Annotated in this window: 16 protein-coding genes and 1 riboswitch; all 16 genes read left to right on the top strand. The window is 45.5% G+C overall.

Annotation, left to right across the window (positions count from 1 at the left end):
• Window positions 1–945, top strand: coding sequence for a bifunctional riboflavin kinase/FAD synthetase (locus CTH_RS07760; protein WP_078665241.1), 945 nt, complete (start codon window positions 1–3; stop codon window positions 943–945).
• Window positions 946–1,023: 78 nt separating this feature from the next.
• Window positions 1,024–1,245 (top strand): hypothetical protein, encoded by a 222-nt coding sequence (locus tag CTH_RS07755; RefSeq protein ID WP_078665240.1) that lies wholly within the window; start codon window positions 1,024–1,026, stop codon window positions 1,243–1,245.
• A gap of 105 nt (window positions 1,246–1,350) precedes the next feature.
• The gene (gene rpsO / locus CTH_RS07750; protein ID WP_078665239.1) at window positions 1,351–1,620 is read left to right on the top strand and encodes a 30S ribosomal protein S15; all 270 of its coding nucleotides are present in this window, start codon (window positions 1,351–1,353) and stop codon (window positions 1,618–1,620) included.
• 161 nt (window positions 1,621–1,781) lie between these two features.
• Entirely contained in the window at window positions 1,782–3,875 is a 2,094-nt protein-coding gene (locus tag CTH_RS07745) for a polyribonucleotide nucleotidyltransferase (protein ID WP_078665238.1), read from the top strand.
• Window positions 3,876–3,939: 64 nt separating this feature from the next.
• A complete protein-coding gene (locus tag CTH_RS07740) occupies window positions 3,940–5,040 on the top strand; it encodes a D-alanyl-D-alanine carboxypeptidase family protein (RefSeq protein WP_159071880.1) in 1,101 nt (366 codons plus the stop codon).
• A gap of 39 nt (window positions 5,041–5,079) precedes the next feature.
• Window positions 5,080–5,772, top strand: a complete 693-nt coding sequence (locus CTH_RS07735) for a polysaccharide deacetylase family protein (protein ID WP_107753460.1) — start codon at window positions 5,080–5,082, stop codon at window positions 5,770–5,772.
• A gap of 66 nt (window positions 5,773–5,838) precedes the next feature.
• On the top strand, window positions 5,839–7,092 hold the full coding sequence (locus tag CTH_RS07730) for a M16 family metallopeptidase (RefSeq protein ID WP_078665235.1): 1,254 nt from the start codon (window positions 5,839–5,841) through the stop codon (window positions 7,090–7,092).
• Window positions 7,080–7,529, top strand: coding sequence for a dUTP diphosphatase (dut, locus tag CTH_RS07725; RefSeq protein ID WP_200803473.1), 450 nt, complete (start codon window positions 7,080–7,082; stop codon window positions 7,527–7,529). The genes CTH_RS07730 and dut overlap by 13 nt, the downstream gene beginning before the upstream one ends.
• Window positions 7,530–7,581: 52 nt before the next feature.
• Complete coding sequence (locus CTH_RS07720; protein WP_078665233.1) at window positions 7,582–7,851, top strand: YlmC/YmxH family sporulation protein; 270 nt, start codon at window positions 7,582–7,584, stop codon at window positions 7,849–7,851.
• Window positions 7,852–7,920: 69 nt separating this feature from the next.
• A riboswitch (Lysine riboswitch) is annotated at window positions 7,921–8,106 on the top strand.
• A 107-nt stretch (window positions 8,107–8,213) separates the two neighbouring features.
• The gene (gene dapB / locus CTH_RS07715; protein ID WP_078665232.1) at window positions 8,214–8,993 is read left to right on the top strand and encodes a 4-hydroxy-tetrahydrodipicolinate reductase; all 780 of its coding nucleotides are present in this window, start codon (window positions 8,214–8,216) and stop codon (window positions 8,991–8,993) included.
• Between the two features lie 84 nt (window positions 8,994–9,077).
• On the top strand, window positions 9,078–9,986 hold the full coding sequence (dpsA, locus tag CTH_RS07710) for a dipicolinate synthase subunit DpsA (protein WP_079906376.1): 909 nt from the start codon (window positions 9,078–9,080) through the stop codon (window positions 9,984–9,986).
• 1 nt (window position 9,987) lies between these two features.
• On the top strand, window positions 9,988–10,578 hold the full coding sequence (locus CTH_RS07705) for a dipicolinate synthase subunit B (RefSeq protein WP_078665230.1): 591 nt from the start codon (window positions 9,988–9,990) through the stop codon (window positions 10,576–10,578).
• 23 nt (window positions 10,579–10,601) lie between these two features.
• Complete coding sequence (locus CTH_RS07700; protein WP_078665229.1) at window positions 10,602–11,612, top strand: aspartate-semialdehyde dehydrogenase; 1,011 nt, start codon at window positions 10,602–10,604, stop codon at window positions 11,610–11,612.
• A 14-nt stretch (window positions 11,613–11,626) separates the two neighbouring features.
• The gene (dapG, locus tag CTH_RS07695; protein ID WP_078665228.1) at window positions 11,627–12,847 is read left to right on the top strand and encodes an aspartate kinase; all 1,221 of its coding nucleotides are present in this window, start codon (window positions 11,627–11,629) and stop codon (window positions 12,845–12,847) included.
• A 17-nt stretch (window positions 12,848–12,864) separates the two neighbouring features.
• The gene (gene dapA / locus CTH_RS07690; protein ID WP_078665227.1) at window positions 12,865–13,725 is read left to right on the top strand and encodes a 4-hydroxy-tetrahydrodipicolinate synthase; all 861 of its coding nucleotides are present in this window, start codon (window positions 12,865–12,867) and stop codon (window positions 13,723–13,725) included.
• Window positions 13,726–13,899: 174 nt separating this feature from the next.
• The gene (locus CTH_RS07685) at window positions 13,900–15,567 is read left to right on the top strand and encodes a ribonuclease J (RefSeq protein WP_078665226.1); all 1,668 of its coding nucleotides are present in this window, start codon (window positions 13,900–13,902) and stop codon (window positions 15,565–15,567) included.
• Window positions 15,568–15,623 lie beyond the last annotated feature (56 nt).

Below are 15,623 nucleotides of genomic sequence, written 5' to 3'. Positions count from 1 at the left end.
ATGTTGATATTAAGAGACCTGTCTGATCTTGGGCGGGACCTGAGAGGAAGGCTGGTTCTGGCTCTGGGGAATTTTGACGGGGTACACCGCGGCCATCAAGCTTTGTTGATGAAAACTTTACAACTGGCGGCACAGCTGGACGCTATTCCGGGTGTCATGACCTTCGATCCCCATCCCTTGCAATTACTTGCCCCTCAAAAATTACCTCCTATGATTCTCGATCAGAAGGCAAAACTCCAATTGTTGGCCAGTAAAGGGATAGAAGTCGTTCTGGTGGTGCCCTTTACCCGGATTTTTGCTGAACTTTTGCCCCGGGCTTTTTTTACAGAAGTGTTACTGGAACAAGTAGGAGTTAGGGGTCTGGTGGTAGGGTATAATTATACCTTTGGCCAGGGCGGAAAAGGTACTGCAGAAACTTTGCAGGAACTGGGGAATGTCTATAATGTACCGGTAGAAATAGTGCCTCCTGTAACTGTTGACGGGCAGCGGGTAAGCAGTTCCCTGATTCGTCACTATATCCAGCAGGGCAATATGGAAGCAGCGGCAACCTGTTTGGGCTATTATCCCTATCTTGCCGGTGAAGTAAAGCATGGTGATGCGCGGGGGAGGGAACTAGGGTTTCCTACTGCTAATGTAGCAGTTGACAGGAAACTGGTCATTCCGGCGCAAGGAGTTTATGCTGTCAAAGTTAGGTGGCAGGAACAGCAGTGGCCGGGAGTAGCCAATCTAGGACATAGGCCTACTTTTTATGAACAAGGCCAGCTGGGTTTGGAAGTTTTTATTTTAAATGATAATGTGCCCGAGCTTTATGGCGAGACTATCGAAGTGGAATTTCTTAAAAAATTAAGGGATGAAAAAAAATTTACCAGTGTGGCAGAATTGAAAGAGCAAATAAAGCTGGATATTGCCAAAGCTAGAGGCCTTTTTTACTCACCTTGCATATAATCTAAGCAGGATACTTTACAAAGCGGGGCCGATATGGTATATTTTATAAGTGTCCTGCTTGACTCAGGGTGAGTAAAGGTGAATGTGATTATCAGCGATCATGCCCGGAGGCGCTTGCAGGAAGAGAGACAGCAACTGATTCGGGTTGAAGATGTTCTGGCAGCAGCCAGCAGTATTCCTGGACGGATTCAGGTTGCCACCAGATTTAGAAATTTTCTCGCTGGTTCAGGAAGATGGTTTGATGTTGTTGTTAAAGACAGTGATAATTTGCGGATAGTGATCACTGTCATTGGAAAATGAGTTAACAAAGGAATCCCTTTGTTATAAAGAACCACTGGCTCGGAGGGAGGAGGCTCCGCCCTTCTTCTTGGCTTGTGGGGATATTAGGAATAGGAGGTGAAAACCATGGCACTCACTACAGAACAGAAGCAAGCTATTATCGCCAAGTACAAACTGCATGACATGGACACTGGTTCTCCTGAAGTGCAGATTGCTATCCTGACCGAGAGAATCAATTACCTGACTGAACACCTGAAGGTTCATAAGAAGGACCATCATTCTCGTCGGGGTCTGCTCAAAATGGTAGGCCAGAGAAGAGGCTTGCTCAACTATTTGAAGGAAAAGGATTTCAATCGTTACCGTAATATTGTTGAGCAACTGGGTCTGAGAAGATAGACAATAAGCGGGGTATAGACCCCGCTTGTTTTATATCAATCATTTTGTATGATGGGAAAATAATGTATTTTTTGCTAGATAAGCAGGAAATACTATAGGTAATGTGGAAATAATTATAGGTTATTCTTAAATGGCGAAATTGAGAGGAGGAAAATATAGCAATGGAACGAACCTTCCAGTTAGAGGTAGGCGGCAGGACCATGTCTTTTTTGACCGGGAAACTGGCAAAACAGGCCAATGGTGCTGTGATGGCAGCATATGGCGATACTCGGGTCCTGGTTACGGCTACCTGTTCCAAGGAACCCCGGGAAGGGATTGATTTCTTTCCTTTGACAGTAGATTATGAAGAAAGATTATATGCCGCTGGTAAGATCCCAGGCGGTTTCATCAAACGGGAAGGCAGGCCGGGGGAAAAAGCCATTCTGGCTGCCCGTTTGATTGACAGACCCATACGTCCCTTATTTCCTGAAGGTTTTCGCAATGATGTACATATAGTAGCTACTGTAATGTCCGTTGACCAGGATCATGACCCGCGGGTTGTGGCTTTGTGTGGTGCATCCGTTGCTCTAACCATTTCTGACATACCTTTTAACGGACCTATTGGGGCTGTTATCGTTGGCCGCGTTGATGGGAAGCTTATCATTAATCCTAATCTAGAACAATCTGAAAAGAGCGACATGCACATCGTCGTAGCGGGAACCAAAGATGCAGTAATGATGGTGGAAGCTGCTGCCAATGAGGTTCCGGAAGATGAAATTCTGGAAGCCATCATGTTTGCCCATGAAGAAATCAAGAAGATAGTAGAATTTCAGATTCAGGTTCAAACTGAACTGGCAGTGGTTAAACGGGAAATTCCATTGGCCCAGCCAGATCCTGAAATGGACCAGGCAGTCAGGGCATTTATTGCCGAAGAGATCAACCAGGCAGTGCGAATTTTTGACAAACAGCAACGGCAGGATACATTAGAAGAACTGAGGAAAAAAGTGCTAGAACATTTCCAGGAACAATATCCGGAACGGGAAAAAGAGCTGGAAAAAGTATTTCATAACATCTTGAAAGAAACTGTACGGCAGATGATTATCACTGAAGGAATCCGTCCTGATGGCCGGAAACTGGATGAAATTCGTCCTATCTGGTGTGAAGTCGGAGTTTTGCCCAGAACCCATGGTTCTGCTATCTTTACCAGAGGACAGACCCAGGTACTGACCGTTACTACTCTGGGGGCGATTGGGGATGAACAGATTCTGGATGACCTGGGAGTAGACGAATCAAAACGCTATATGCATCATTACAATTTTCCGCCTTATAGCACAGGAGAAGCCAGACCGCTCCGGGCTCCATCCCGACGGGAAATCGGTCACGGCGCTCTGGCAGAAAGAGCTCTCGAACCTATGATACCTGATGAAAAGGTCTTCCCCTATACTATCCGCCTGGTTTCCGAAGTCCTGGAATCCAATGGTTCCAGTTCCATGGCCAGCGTTTGCGGCAGCACCTTGTCCTTAATGGATGCAGGTGTACCTATCAAGCGCCCCGTTTCCGGTGTAGCTATGGGTCTGGTTAAGGAAGGAGATATTGTCCGGGTCCTGACCGATATCCAGGGTATGGAAGACGCTCTGGGGGATATGGATTTCAAAGTTGCAGGTACTGAAATCGGGGTAACAGCCATTCAAATGGATATCAAGATCGCTGGGATTGACCGGCAGATCCTCAAGATGGCTCTGGAACAGGCCCGACAGGGACGGCTGTATATTCTTCAGAAGATGCTGGAGACTTTACCGGCACCCCGTAAGGAGTTGTCACCATGGGCTCCGCGCCTGATTTTCCTGACCATTCATCCGGATAAAATCAGGACGGTGATTGGCCCTGGTGGTAAAACCATCAAGAAAATCATTGATGAAACCGGAGTAAAGATTGATATTGAAGATGATGGCCGAGTCTTCATATATGCAATTGACCAATCTGCTGGTAGAAAAGCACAGGAAATGATCGAGGAACTCACCGAGGAGGTGGAAGTAGGCAAAACTTATCTCGGTAAAGTAGTTCGGATTGTAGAATTTGGCGCCTTTGTCGAAGTTCTGCCCGGTAAGGAAGGCTTAGTGCATATCAGTCAGCTTTCCGAACAGAGAGTCAATAAAGTAGAAGATGTAGTCAGTGTTGGCGATCAGATTCCTGTTAAGGTAATCAAGATTGATGATTTGGGGCGGATCAATCTTTCCCGCAAGCAAGCTATCCAGGAAGAAAAGCAAAAGGGTTAAGCTCAGGAATTACCTGAGCTTTTTTTGTTTATCTGGGCATAATAAAAGGGGAAGGAGGATAAAAATGATTAGAAAAGTCATGTTTAGTTTGTGTTTAATATTGTTCTTAGCGGTGGAAAGTGCTCATGCTGCTCAATCCCTCCAGCTCAAAGCTGCCCAGGCCGTTCTCTATGACATGGATACAGGCTTGATAATCTGGGAAAAAAAGATGAATAAGCAAGCTCATCCCGCCAGCTTGACTAAGATAGCAACTGTCCTGACAGGATTGAGATTTGGCGACCATAAGAAAGTGGTGATTGTATCACAGAAAGCTGGAAATTTAAATACTGGCTCTATCATTGGGCTAAAGAGTGAAGATGAAATCAAATTTGAAGATTTATTGAAAGCGGCCATGATCGTTTCTGCCAATGATGCTACCATAGCGATTGCAGAAGCTACAGCCGGTGACCTGGAGCTGTTTTTACAACTAATGAATGGCACTGCTTATGGTTTTGGGCTTGCTAGTACCAGTTTTACCAACACTCATGGCTTGTCAGTAGCTAATCATCGCATATCCCCTTATGATCTGGCGGTTTGGTCAGCGATGGCAATGCGTAATCCTGAATTTAAAGCCCTGGCAGGAATGAAAGAGGCAGAAATCATGATAAAGCGTAAAGGAGAGGAAAAAAAGCTGACCTTACGCAATACCAACCGCTTACTTTTTAGTGACCAGGGAATTTATGGTATAAAAACCGGTACCACTAGCCTGGCTGGCAAATGTCTGGCTGGGGCGTGGGACGCCCATGGTCATCATTTTATTGGGATCGTGCTAAATAGTTCTGAACGCTGGGGTGACATGTTGAAACTAAAGAGATTTACTGAAGAAAGGTGTACAAAGGAGATTATTGTAGATTTTGACCAAGACTGGCAAAGAGTGCGCCTGGGCGGCAATAGGCCGCTAGAATTTGATGTAATCAGTAAAAAAAGAATAGAAGTGGTGCTGCCTGCCTCCGAAAAAAATCAGATTATAAAAAGAGTATATATCAATCCTAATATTAAGTTACCGGTTAAGGCTCAACAACCAGTAGGAAAAGCGGAGTTCTGGTTTGGAAACCAGTTCATTGGCCGGATTGAGCTTTATCCTGATCGCGATATAATTACGAACTTCTGGCATCGTAAACAGTAAAGAATAATAAAATAGAATGGAGGGAGGCGAAAACTGGGAATGAAAAAAAAACTATTCTTTTTTTCACTGATTTTGCTTATCTTTTTGGTAACTATATTTTATAACAGAGAAGCGGCGCAACCAGTAATTGCCAAAGGGCTGGTTGAATCAGGACCAAGTGATAAAAAGGCGGTAGCTATAATGTGTAATGTAGCCTGGGGGGAGGAATATTTACCGCCTTTATTAAAGGTACTTAAAGACAAAAATGTTAAGATTACTTTTTTTGTGGAAGGGCAATGGGCCCAGAAAAATGGCGACCTGGTAAGAGAAATTGTGGCCTATGGCCATGAGGTGGAAAACCATGGTTTTCGTCATGTTTATCCTACCCGTTTGGGTCGGAGACAACTAATTGAAGATATAACCCGGACTGCGGAAATCCTTCGGGGACTGACGGGAAAACCAACGGTTTATTACCACCCCCCTTATCGTGACTTTAATGATTTTGTTATCAGCACTGCCTATGAAACAGGCCATATTACTGTAATCAATAACATCGATACCATCGACTGGCAAAAACCGGCACCAGAAATAATTTTACAACGGGTAAAGCGTAAACTGCGTAATGGTGGAATAATACTCATTCACCCTACAGCTCCAACAGTTTTAGCGTTACCTTCCTTAATTAACCAGATCCGACAGGAAGGTTATGAGATTGAATCAATTGGAAAATTATTAACAAATATGTCGTCATAAGCAGGAATTTGCTCGATCGTGTTGAATTTTTTAGAGGTAATTTTGTGGGTTCAGGGAGGATATAGAATGATCGAAAAAATTGTTTTGCCCAATGGTGTACGGATTGTTTATGAACACTTACCCTGGGTAAAATCCGTCTCCATTGGCATTTGGGTTAAAGCTGGTTCTGTATCAGAAAATGAACAAAATAACGGTATTTCTCATTTTATTGAACACATGATGTTTAAAGGAACAACCCAGCGTAGTGCTAAAGCATTGGCAGAAGCTCTTGATGCTGTTGGCGGACAACTAAATGCCTTTACTTCCAAGGAATATACCTGCTATTATGCTAAAGTACTGGATGAATACATTGATATCGCAATTGATGTTCTGACCGATATGTTTTTCAATTCCCTTTTTGCCACAGATGCTATTGATAAAGAACGGAATGTAATTCTGGAAGAAATTAAAATGTATGAAGATACTCCCGATGATATTGTGCATGACTTGCTTTCCCGAGCGCTTTTCAGCGGACATGCTTTGGGTCGTCCGATCATTGGTACAACAGAAATCATAAATAACATCAGACGGGAAGATATTTTGACCTATTTAGAACAAACCTATCGTCCTGAAAACACTGTGATAGCTATTGCCGGTTCTTTTGAGCCAGAATATGTAAAGAATCGTTTTACCCAGTTGTTTGTTAACTGGCAGCGGGAAAATGCCCTAACCGTTACCAGCCAAAACACTTTTGAACAGCAACCTGTACTGGTTAAAACCAAGGATATTGAACAGGTACATATCTGCCTGGGCAGTTATGGTCTGGCAGCAGGAGATCCCGATATTTATGGGCTGCACTGTCTTAATAGTTTACTAGGGGGTGGGATCAGTTCCCGCTTGTTTCAGAGCATAAGGGAAGAACGAGGCTTGGCTTATTCGGTATATTCCTATACCAGTAATTATATGGATACGGGCATACTGGGGATTTATGCCGGCTTGACCATGAATAATATCCCTCAAGTCTTAACTTTAATTAAAGAGAATTTCGAGCAAATGTTAAATGATTTAAATGAGGAGGAGCTCCATCGGACCAAACAGCAAATTAAAGGAAATTTTGTCCTCGGTCTGGAGTCAGCCAGCAGTCGCATGTCCAGGCTGGGTAAGCTGGAACTTACCCTGGGGAGGATTACACCAATAGAGGAAGTACTGGCCAAAATAGATCAGGTTACTGTGGAACAGGTAAAACAGCTGGGTACAAAATTCTGGTACCAGCAGGGGTGGTCATTGGCAGCAATCGGACCGAAAGGTACCCAAGAGGTGATTGAATCTTGGCACAAATAAAAGTCCCCCTGAAAAAAGTTACGGATTTACCACTAGATGTGGTCCCGGTTTATATGACAGAAGGGAGCGCCGGGGCTGATTTAATTGCAGCTATTCCGGCACCTGTTATTTTGGAACCGGGCCAGTACAGGTTAATAGATACCGGGATTGCCATTGCTTTACCCCCCGGTTATGAAGCTCAGGTCCGGCCCAGGAGTGGCCTGGCTGCCAAACATGGTATCACCTGCTTAAATACCCCTGGTACCATCGATGCTGATTATCGAGGTGAGATAAAAGTTATTTTGATCAATCACGGCCAACAGCCTTTTACCATCCAGCCGGGAGAGCGAATAGCCCAGCTGGTAATTGCCCCAGTAGTTCAAGGCCAATGGGTTATAACCGATGAATTGCCTCAAACGGAGCGAGGCACGGGAGGATTTGGTCATACCGGCAGATAAAGCATAATTTTGTCCCCTGTTGGATATATTTAATTCCAAAGGGGGAGTGATTATGCGCTTGAGTGAGTTAATTGGCAAAGAAGTAATAAATATCCTGGATGGCGCCAGATTGGGCACCATCGGCGAGTCTGATGTGGTCATCGACCCCAGAACCGGGCAGATAGAATCCATTATTTTACCTAATCGGGGTGGTATGCTGGGGTTTTGGATGGACAAACAATATCTGATTATACCATGGCCGGCGATAAAAAAAATAGGCAGTGAAGTGGTAATTGTAGAACTGGATAATACTTATCCCAACTATCAGAAATACGCCTATTAACCAGCCTTGCCAGAGGAGAAAAATTATGCTAATATATAAATTAAAAAATATCATCCTCATCTCGACGAGGGATGAGTCAGAGGTCGCGGGATTCATGAGTAACCTGACGGAGAGGGCAGAACTCGAGGAGGTCAGGGGAAAGGGGAGACCGCCGAAGTGACAATAGATCTGCGCTATTGTTGCTGGGACCGGGCAGAAGATGTCCGGGACTGTCATTAGGAAATCCCCGTTTCCTAATGGAGCACTGACTCATTTGGGGGACAGAGGTGAGTATTTCTTTTAACTCTGCTCATCGGGAATTGGGCGACTACTGAGAGAAATACTCAGCAGTCGCTTTTTTATTAAGCAGGAGGAGGGATTAGATGATTAAGGTTATAGTTAATGGTGCATTAGGTAAAATGGGCCAGGAAGTCATCAAAGCTGTAAATAGTGCTTCGGACTTGCTTTTAGTGGGAGCAGTAGATGTACGCGGTAATAAGGAAAAAATTGCAATTACAGATTTATATGTAAGCAATGATTTGGCCGAAACTATTCGGTCCACTGGAGCTGATGTAGTGGTCGATTTTACCAGCCCGGAAAATGTGATGGGCAACATACATACCATTTTAGCCAATGGGGCTAAAGCAGTAGTAGGGACGACTGGTATTTCCCAGCAGGACCTGGAAGAGATTAAGCGCTGGTGTCAGCAATATCAAACTGCCTGCCTGGTAGCTCCGAATTTTGCCTTAGGTGCTATCCTGATGATGGAATTTGCCCGAAAAGCTGCCCAGTACTTTCCCGATGTAGAGATAATTGAATTACATCATGATCAAAAACTGGATGCTCCCTCGGGCACAGCCATCAAGACAGCGGAAGCCATTATGACTGTCAGGGGCGAAAAAGCTCAGGGTCACCCGGAGGAAAAAGAAACCATTCCTGCTAGCCGTGGTGGCAATTTTGGTGGGATTAGAATTCATTCCGTACGATTACCAGGGTATGTCGCTCATCAGGAAGTTATTTTTGGCGGTTTAGGCCAGACCCTCACCATTCGCCATGATTCCATCAGCCGGGAGTCCTTTATGCCCGGGGTATTGCTGGGTATTCGCCAGATTTATCATACCCAGGGCTTAATATACGGTTTGGATAACTTTTTGGAACTCTAACAGGCACGCCTTCTCCCTGAGCACCATATACTACAACTACCATGAGAGTATATTGGGATTTAGGCTCAGGGAGGGAGGGAAAAAATGACGCCTGTATTAAACGGGGTAACCATAGCCGTAGTTGGTGGGGACCAGAGGCAGATTATTCTGGTGAATGCCCTGGCGGAAATGGGGGCGATTTTAAAAGTCATCGGGGTTCCCAATCTTAAATCTGGACCTAAGATTATTCAAGCTGCCAGCATCCACGAGGCTCTGAAAGACGCAGATGTGCTGTTATTGCCGGTACCAGGAATTGGAGATGGCGGCAGAGTTTACGCTCCCCATTTATCTGTTCCTTTAATTTTAACGGAGGAGACGCTTGCCCATTTGCCATTACGGGCCCCAATCCTGGTGGGAGTGATTAAAAAGGCTTTAAAACAACTGGTAGCACGCACTGGTCACCGGGTTATCGAGTATATGGAACTAGATGATGTTGCTATTTACAATTCTATTCCTTCTGCTGAAGGGGCTATCCAGATGGCAATGGAAGCCTTACCGATCACTATCCATGGCTCTAATGCCCTGGTTATCGGTTTTGGCAGGACTGGCATTACTCTGGCTCGCATGCTCAAAGGCATTGGGGCGCATACCTATGTGGCAGCCAGAAAACAAAAAGACCTGGCAAGAATTTATGAATGCGGGTATGTTCCCGTAGCCTTTGCTGAGATCGACAGAGTATTACCTGGTATGAATATTATCTTCAACACAGTCCCAGCTCTGGTGCTGGACAGGGAAAAATTAAAAAAAGTTCGCCCGGACGCATATATTCTGGATTTGGCCTCCCATCCCGGCGGGGTTGATTTTGAAACTGCTGCCGGACTCGGCATAAAAGCCGTACTGGCTCCGGGGCTCCCCGGCAAGGTGGCACCGGTGACAGCGGCCCAAATCCTGGTTGAGGTGATTCCCAAAATCATTATGCAGGAACTTGGATTGACTAAAAAGGGGGATGCCTGATATGCGTCTCATGGGTAAAAAAATCGGGTTTGCTATCACCGGCTCCTTTTGCACCTTTGCTGCCGTAGAACCGGTACTGGACCAGCTAGCTCAGGAGGGTGCCGAGATCACTCTGATTATGTCCAAAGCGGCATACCAGACGGATACCAAGTTCGGCAAGGCAGAAGATTGGCTGAATCGCTTTTCTAAATATTGTAGCGGTCCTGTAATAAACGAAATAGTCACAGCAGAGCCCATCGGTCCTGGCAAGCTGTTAGACCTGATAGTGATCGCTCCCTGTACCGGCAATACTATCGCCAAGTTGGCCAATGGCATTACCGACGGCCCGGTATTGATGGCTACTAAAGCTCATTTGCGCAATGGCCGCCCGGTGGTCATTGCAGTTTCGACCAATGATGGACTGGGTATGAATGCTAAAAATATCGGATTACTATTAAACAGCAAAAATATCTATCTGGTGCCTTTCTGTCAGGATAACCCCTGGCAAAAACCCAACTCACTGGTGGCTAAAATGGAACTTATTCCTGATACCATTATAGAGGCATTAAACGGGCGCCAAATCCAGCCTGTTTTGTTAGGACCACCGAAATAACAGAGAGAGATGGAGGGATGAACGTGAAAAAATTGAATGTAGCTGTAGTAGGTGCCACTGGCGCAGTAGGACAGGAGATTCTAAAAGTGCTGGCGGAAAGAGAATTTCCCATCAATGGCCTGAAATTACTGGCATCCCAGCGTTCTGCAGGTAAGGAAATTCAATATCAGGGAAAAAGCTATATCGTAGAGGAGACTACCCATGAATCCTTTCAAGGGGTGGATATAGCGCTGTTTGCTGGCGGCTCTGCCAGTAAGGAATTTGCCCGTTCCGCGGCCAAAGCTGGTTGTGTAGTTATTGATAATTCCAGTGCCTTTCGGCTGGAACCTGATGTACCCCTGGTAGTGCCAGAGGTCAATCCCGAAGATGTAAAATGGCACAAAGGCATTATTGCTAACCCCAATTGTTCCACTATTCAAATGGTGGTGGCATTGAATCCGCTGCATCAAGCTGCTAAAATTAAGAGGGTTGTTGTTTCTACTTACCAGGCAGTTTCTGGTGCCGGAATTGAGGCCATTGAAGAACTAACCAAACAAACTCAGGCTGTACTGGCGGGGGAAGAGTATCCGCCCCAGGTGTTTCCCTATCCAATCGCATTTAACCTGATTCCTCACATCGATGTCTTTGAAGACATGGATTATACCAAAGAAGAGTGGAAAATGGTACGGGAAACCAAGAAAATTCTGCATGATGACAATATTGCTGTTACAGCTACGACTGTACGGGTTCCTGTTTATCGCAGCCATTCCGAATCAATTAATATTGAGACCGAGCGGAAGCTAACTGCGGCTGAAGCCAGGGAAATACTGCGCAATAGCCCTGGTATTATTGTGGTTGATAATGTCCAGGAAAAACAGTACCCGATGCCACTTTTCACTTCCAATAGGGATGAAGTTTTTGTCGGCAGGATCCGGGAGGATAATTCCCTTGCCAATGGTTTAAATCTCTGGGTAGTTGCCGACCAGCTGCGTAAAGGGGCAGCAACAAATGCGGTGCAAATAGCGGAACTCCTGGTCAAATATAATTGTATTTGACGAGGTGCGAATTTATGAAGATTATTGTCCAGAAGTTTGGTGGGACATCGGTAGCAAATGAGCAGACCAGAGAAAAAGTACTGGAAAAAATTATTGGTGCGGTGCGACAGGGATACCTGCCGGTAGTAGTCGTTTCGGCCATGGGCCGGCGGGGTGATCCTTATGCTACCGACACCCTTCTGGATCTGGTTCGTAAAACTAACCCTAAAGTGCCACGGCGGGAATTGGATTTACTGGCTGTCTGTGGAGAGATAATTTCCGGGGTTGTTTTAGTGGCAGGCTTATTGGAGCGAGGGCTGGCAGCTTCTTTTCTGACTGGCTGGCAGGCGGGGATAATTACCGATGACCATTTTGGTGATGCCCGCATTCTGCGGGTAGAACCCAAAAGAATTCGGCAGTTGCTGGAACGCAATATAATCCCTGTAGTAGCAGGTTTTCAAGGCATGACTGAAGCAGGTGAGATCACCACTCTGGGCCGGGGCGGCAGTGATACTACTGCTTCTGCCCTGGGGGTGGCCCTGAATGCCGAATATATTGACATTTATACTGATGTTGACGGCATTATGACTGCTGACCCGCGCATAGTAGATAAAGCCAAACTGCTGGATGTGGTTACATTCAATGAAATTTGCCAGCTGGCCCAGGAAGGAGCCAAAGTGATCCATCCCCGTGCCGTGGAAATTGCTATGCAAAAAAACATCCCAATCTGGGTTAAAAATACTTTTTCCGAACATCCGGGGACACTGGTAACTGGTAACCAGGAGGCTCAGGGCAATAATGGTGTTAAACGAGAGCGAATGATTACCGGGATAGCTCATATTGCTGGAATTACCCAGGTTAAAGTTGTCCTTGCTCAGGAAAACGGCATCACTGAACAATACAAAATCTTCCATGCCATGGCGGAAGCTGGCATCAGTGTGGATTTCATAAATGCTGATCCGCAAATGGTAGCTTTTACTGTAAAAGATGACCTGGCGGAAAAAGCATATAGCATCTTAGCTAATTTAGGTTATCAAGTTTATCTCACCCCTGGATGCGCTAAAGTAGCTGTGGTAGGTGCTGGTATGACTGGCATTCCCGGGGTAATGGCTGCAATTGCCCGCGCCCTTTATCGAGAACAGATCAATATCCTGCAATCCGCTGATTCCTATACCTCCATCTGGGTACTGGTCAAAAATCAGGATATGGAAAGGGCAATACGGGCCTTGCATACTGAGTTTTATTTGGACCAATAAGAAGGGAGGAAACATTAATGGATTTTGGCAGGTTAATAACCGCCATGATTACTCCTTTTACAGAAAATGATGAAGTAAACTACTCTGAGGCTCAGAAGATAGCCCAGTACCTGGTCGATAACGGCAGTGATGGAATAGTTGTGACTGGGACCACTGGTGAATCCCCTACGCTTACTAAAGAAGAAAAGATTAAGCTTTATGCGGCGGTAAAGGAGGCGGTGGGCAATAAAGCCCGGGTTATTGCTGGAACCGGTTCCTATAATACCAAAGAATCTATAGCTCTGACCAAAGAAGCAGAAAAACTGGGTGTAGATGGGGTAATGCTGGTAGTTCCCTACTATAATAAGCCCTGTCAAAACGGGTTAAAAGCTCACTTCCGGGCAGTAGCAGAATCCACTGGGTTACCCATTATGCTCTATAATATTCCGGGCAGAACAGGAATCAATCTATTGCCGGAGACGGTGGCAGAACTGGCTCAGGTGTCCAATATTGTGGCTATTAAAGAGGCTTCCGGCAACCTGGATCAGGTAAGTCAGTTGCTACGTCTGGTTCCGGCAAACTTCCGTGTCTATAGCGGTGATGATAGTCTGACTTTACCCATGTTAAGCCTGGGCTGTTATGGAGTAGTTAGTGTAGCGGCTCATATTGTAGGCCTGCAGATGAAAAAAATGATTGAAAGCTATCTTGCTGGCAATATCGAAACTGCTGCCAGCTTGCATCGGGAACTGATACCTGTTTTTAAGGGGTTGTTTATTACTACCAATCCAGTACCGGTAAAAACTGCGATGGCTCTTAAAGGTTTTCAGGTTGGCAGTGTACGCCTGCCTTTAGTCCCTGCTACTGAAGAAATAAAAGCAGCAATAGCAAAATTGCTATAACCGGGGTGCCCCGGATTTTTTTCTTTTCTTGGGGAATACTTGTAAATGAACTGGCTTTCCTGTATAATTGTTACGAAGTGGCAAGGGCGGCTTATATCCGGAATCACCTGAGGTAAAAGATTGCTTCTCCTGGCACAAAGATGGGCAGAGAAAGAAAAGTCAGGAGGTGTATCCATGGCTGCGGCCAAGGGTAAAATTACATTAATTCCCCTGGGTGGTCTGGGGGAAATTGGCAAAAACATGATGGTAGTAAAGTATGAGGATAACATTCTGGTTATTGATGCAGGTTTGATGTTTCCTGAAGATGATATGCCTGGTATTGATTTTGTGATTCCGGATATCACCTATCTGTTGGAAAATAAGGAAATGGTCAGGGGGATAGTCCTCACCCACGGACATGAGGACCATATCGGCGCTTTACCCTATGTCTTGAAACAACTGAATGTGCCGGTTTATGGGACCAGATTGACTTTAGGGCTTTTGCAGGGAAAGTTGAGAGAGGCGGGGATTTTAGGGCAGTGCAAGTTAGTGGCAGTAAAACCCAGAGACAGTGTGACCATCGGACCTTTTAAAGTGGAGTTTATCCGGGTCAGCCACAGCATACCTGATGCGGTAGCAATAGCGGTCAGAACTCCGTTAGGTGTGATTGTGCATACCGGGGACTTCAAGTTTGACCAAACTCCTGTTGATGGGGAAGTAACCGATTTTCATAAATTCGCTGAGCTTGGCGATCAGGGAGTTCTGGTTTTACTGGCAGATAGTACCAATGCGGAACGCCCTGGCTATACCATGTCTGAGCGGACAGTAGGTTTGACTTTCGATGAAACCTTTCAGAATGCCAAAAACCGGATAATTGTTGCCACTTTTGCTTCCAATGTTCATCGTCTGCAGCAAGTAATTAATGCGGCTCACAAATATGGCAGAAAAGTTGCTGTTTCAGGGCGGAGTATGGTCAATGTTGTTAATATTGCCACAGAGCTGGGGTATTTGACTTATCCGGAAGATATCATGATTGATCTGGATGATATCAACGACTATCCTGCCAATGAGGTTGTGATTTTGACCACTGGTAGCCAGGGTGAACCTATGTCTGCCCTTACCCGCATGGCTAATGCAGACCATCGTCAAGTGGAAATTTTACCAGGTGATACGGTAATTATTTCAGCTACTCCCATCCCTGGAAATGAGCGCATGGTTTCCCGTGTAATCAATAGCCTGTTTAAACAAGGGGCGGAAGTAATTTACGAAAAGTTCTCCGGTATCCACGTTTCCGGGCACCCTAGCCAGGAGGAGCTAAAACTGATGCTCAACCTGGTTAGGCCTAAGTTTTTCGTCCCGGTACATGGGGAATATCGCCATTTGATTAAACACGCCCAGCTGGCAAAAGAAATGGGAATGGATGAAGCCAATATCTTTGTGGCTGAAAATGGTCAGGTGCTGGAGTTTACACGCAAAAGTGGACGGGTGGCAGGTCGCACCACTGCCGGTAAAGTACTGGTTGACGGCCTGGGTGTAGGCGATGTGGGAAATATTGTATTGCGGGATAGAAAACAGTTGGCCCAGGATGGGATTTTGATTGTAGTGGTGACAATGAACAAAGAGACCGGTGCCATTGTAGCAGGTCCAGATATTGTTTCACGAGGTTTCGTCTATGTCCGTGAGGCGGAAAAGCTAATGGAAGAAGCCAAAGAGAAGGTGAAGATCGCGATTGAGAAGACCCAGGTCAGAGGGAATGCTGATTGGGCTTCGATCAAAGCCGGAATTAGAGACAGCATCGGTAAATATCTTTATGAAAAGACCAGGAGAAGACCCATGATTTTGCCCATCATCATGGAAGTATAAACAAAGCCGATTTTGCCTTTTTTAAGACAAGAAAAGAGGTCCTTTGCATGTAATGC

This window comes from Carboxydocella thermautotrophica, from assembly GCA_003054495.1.
GTDB lineage: Bacteria > Bacillota.
The sequence above is the reverse complement of the archived record's forward strand: the minus strand, read 5'-3'. Positions and strand labels throughout refer to the sequence as shown.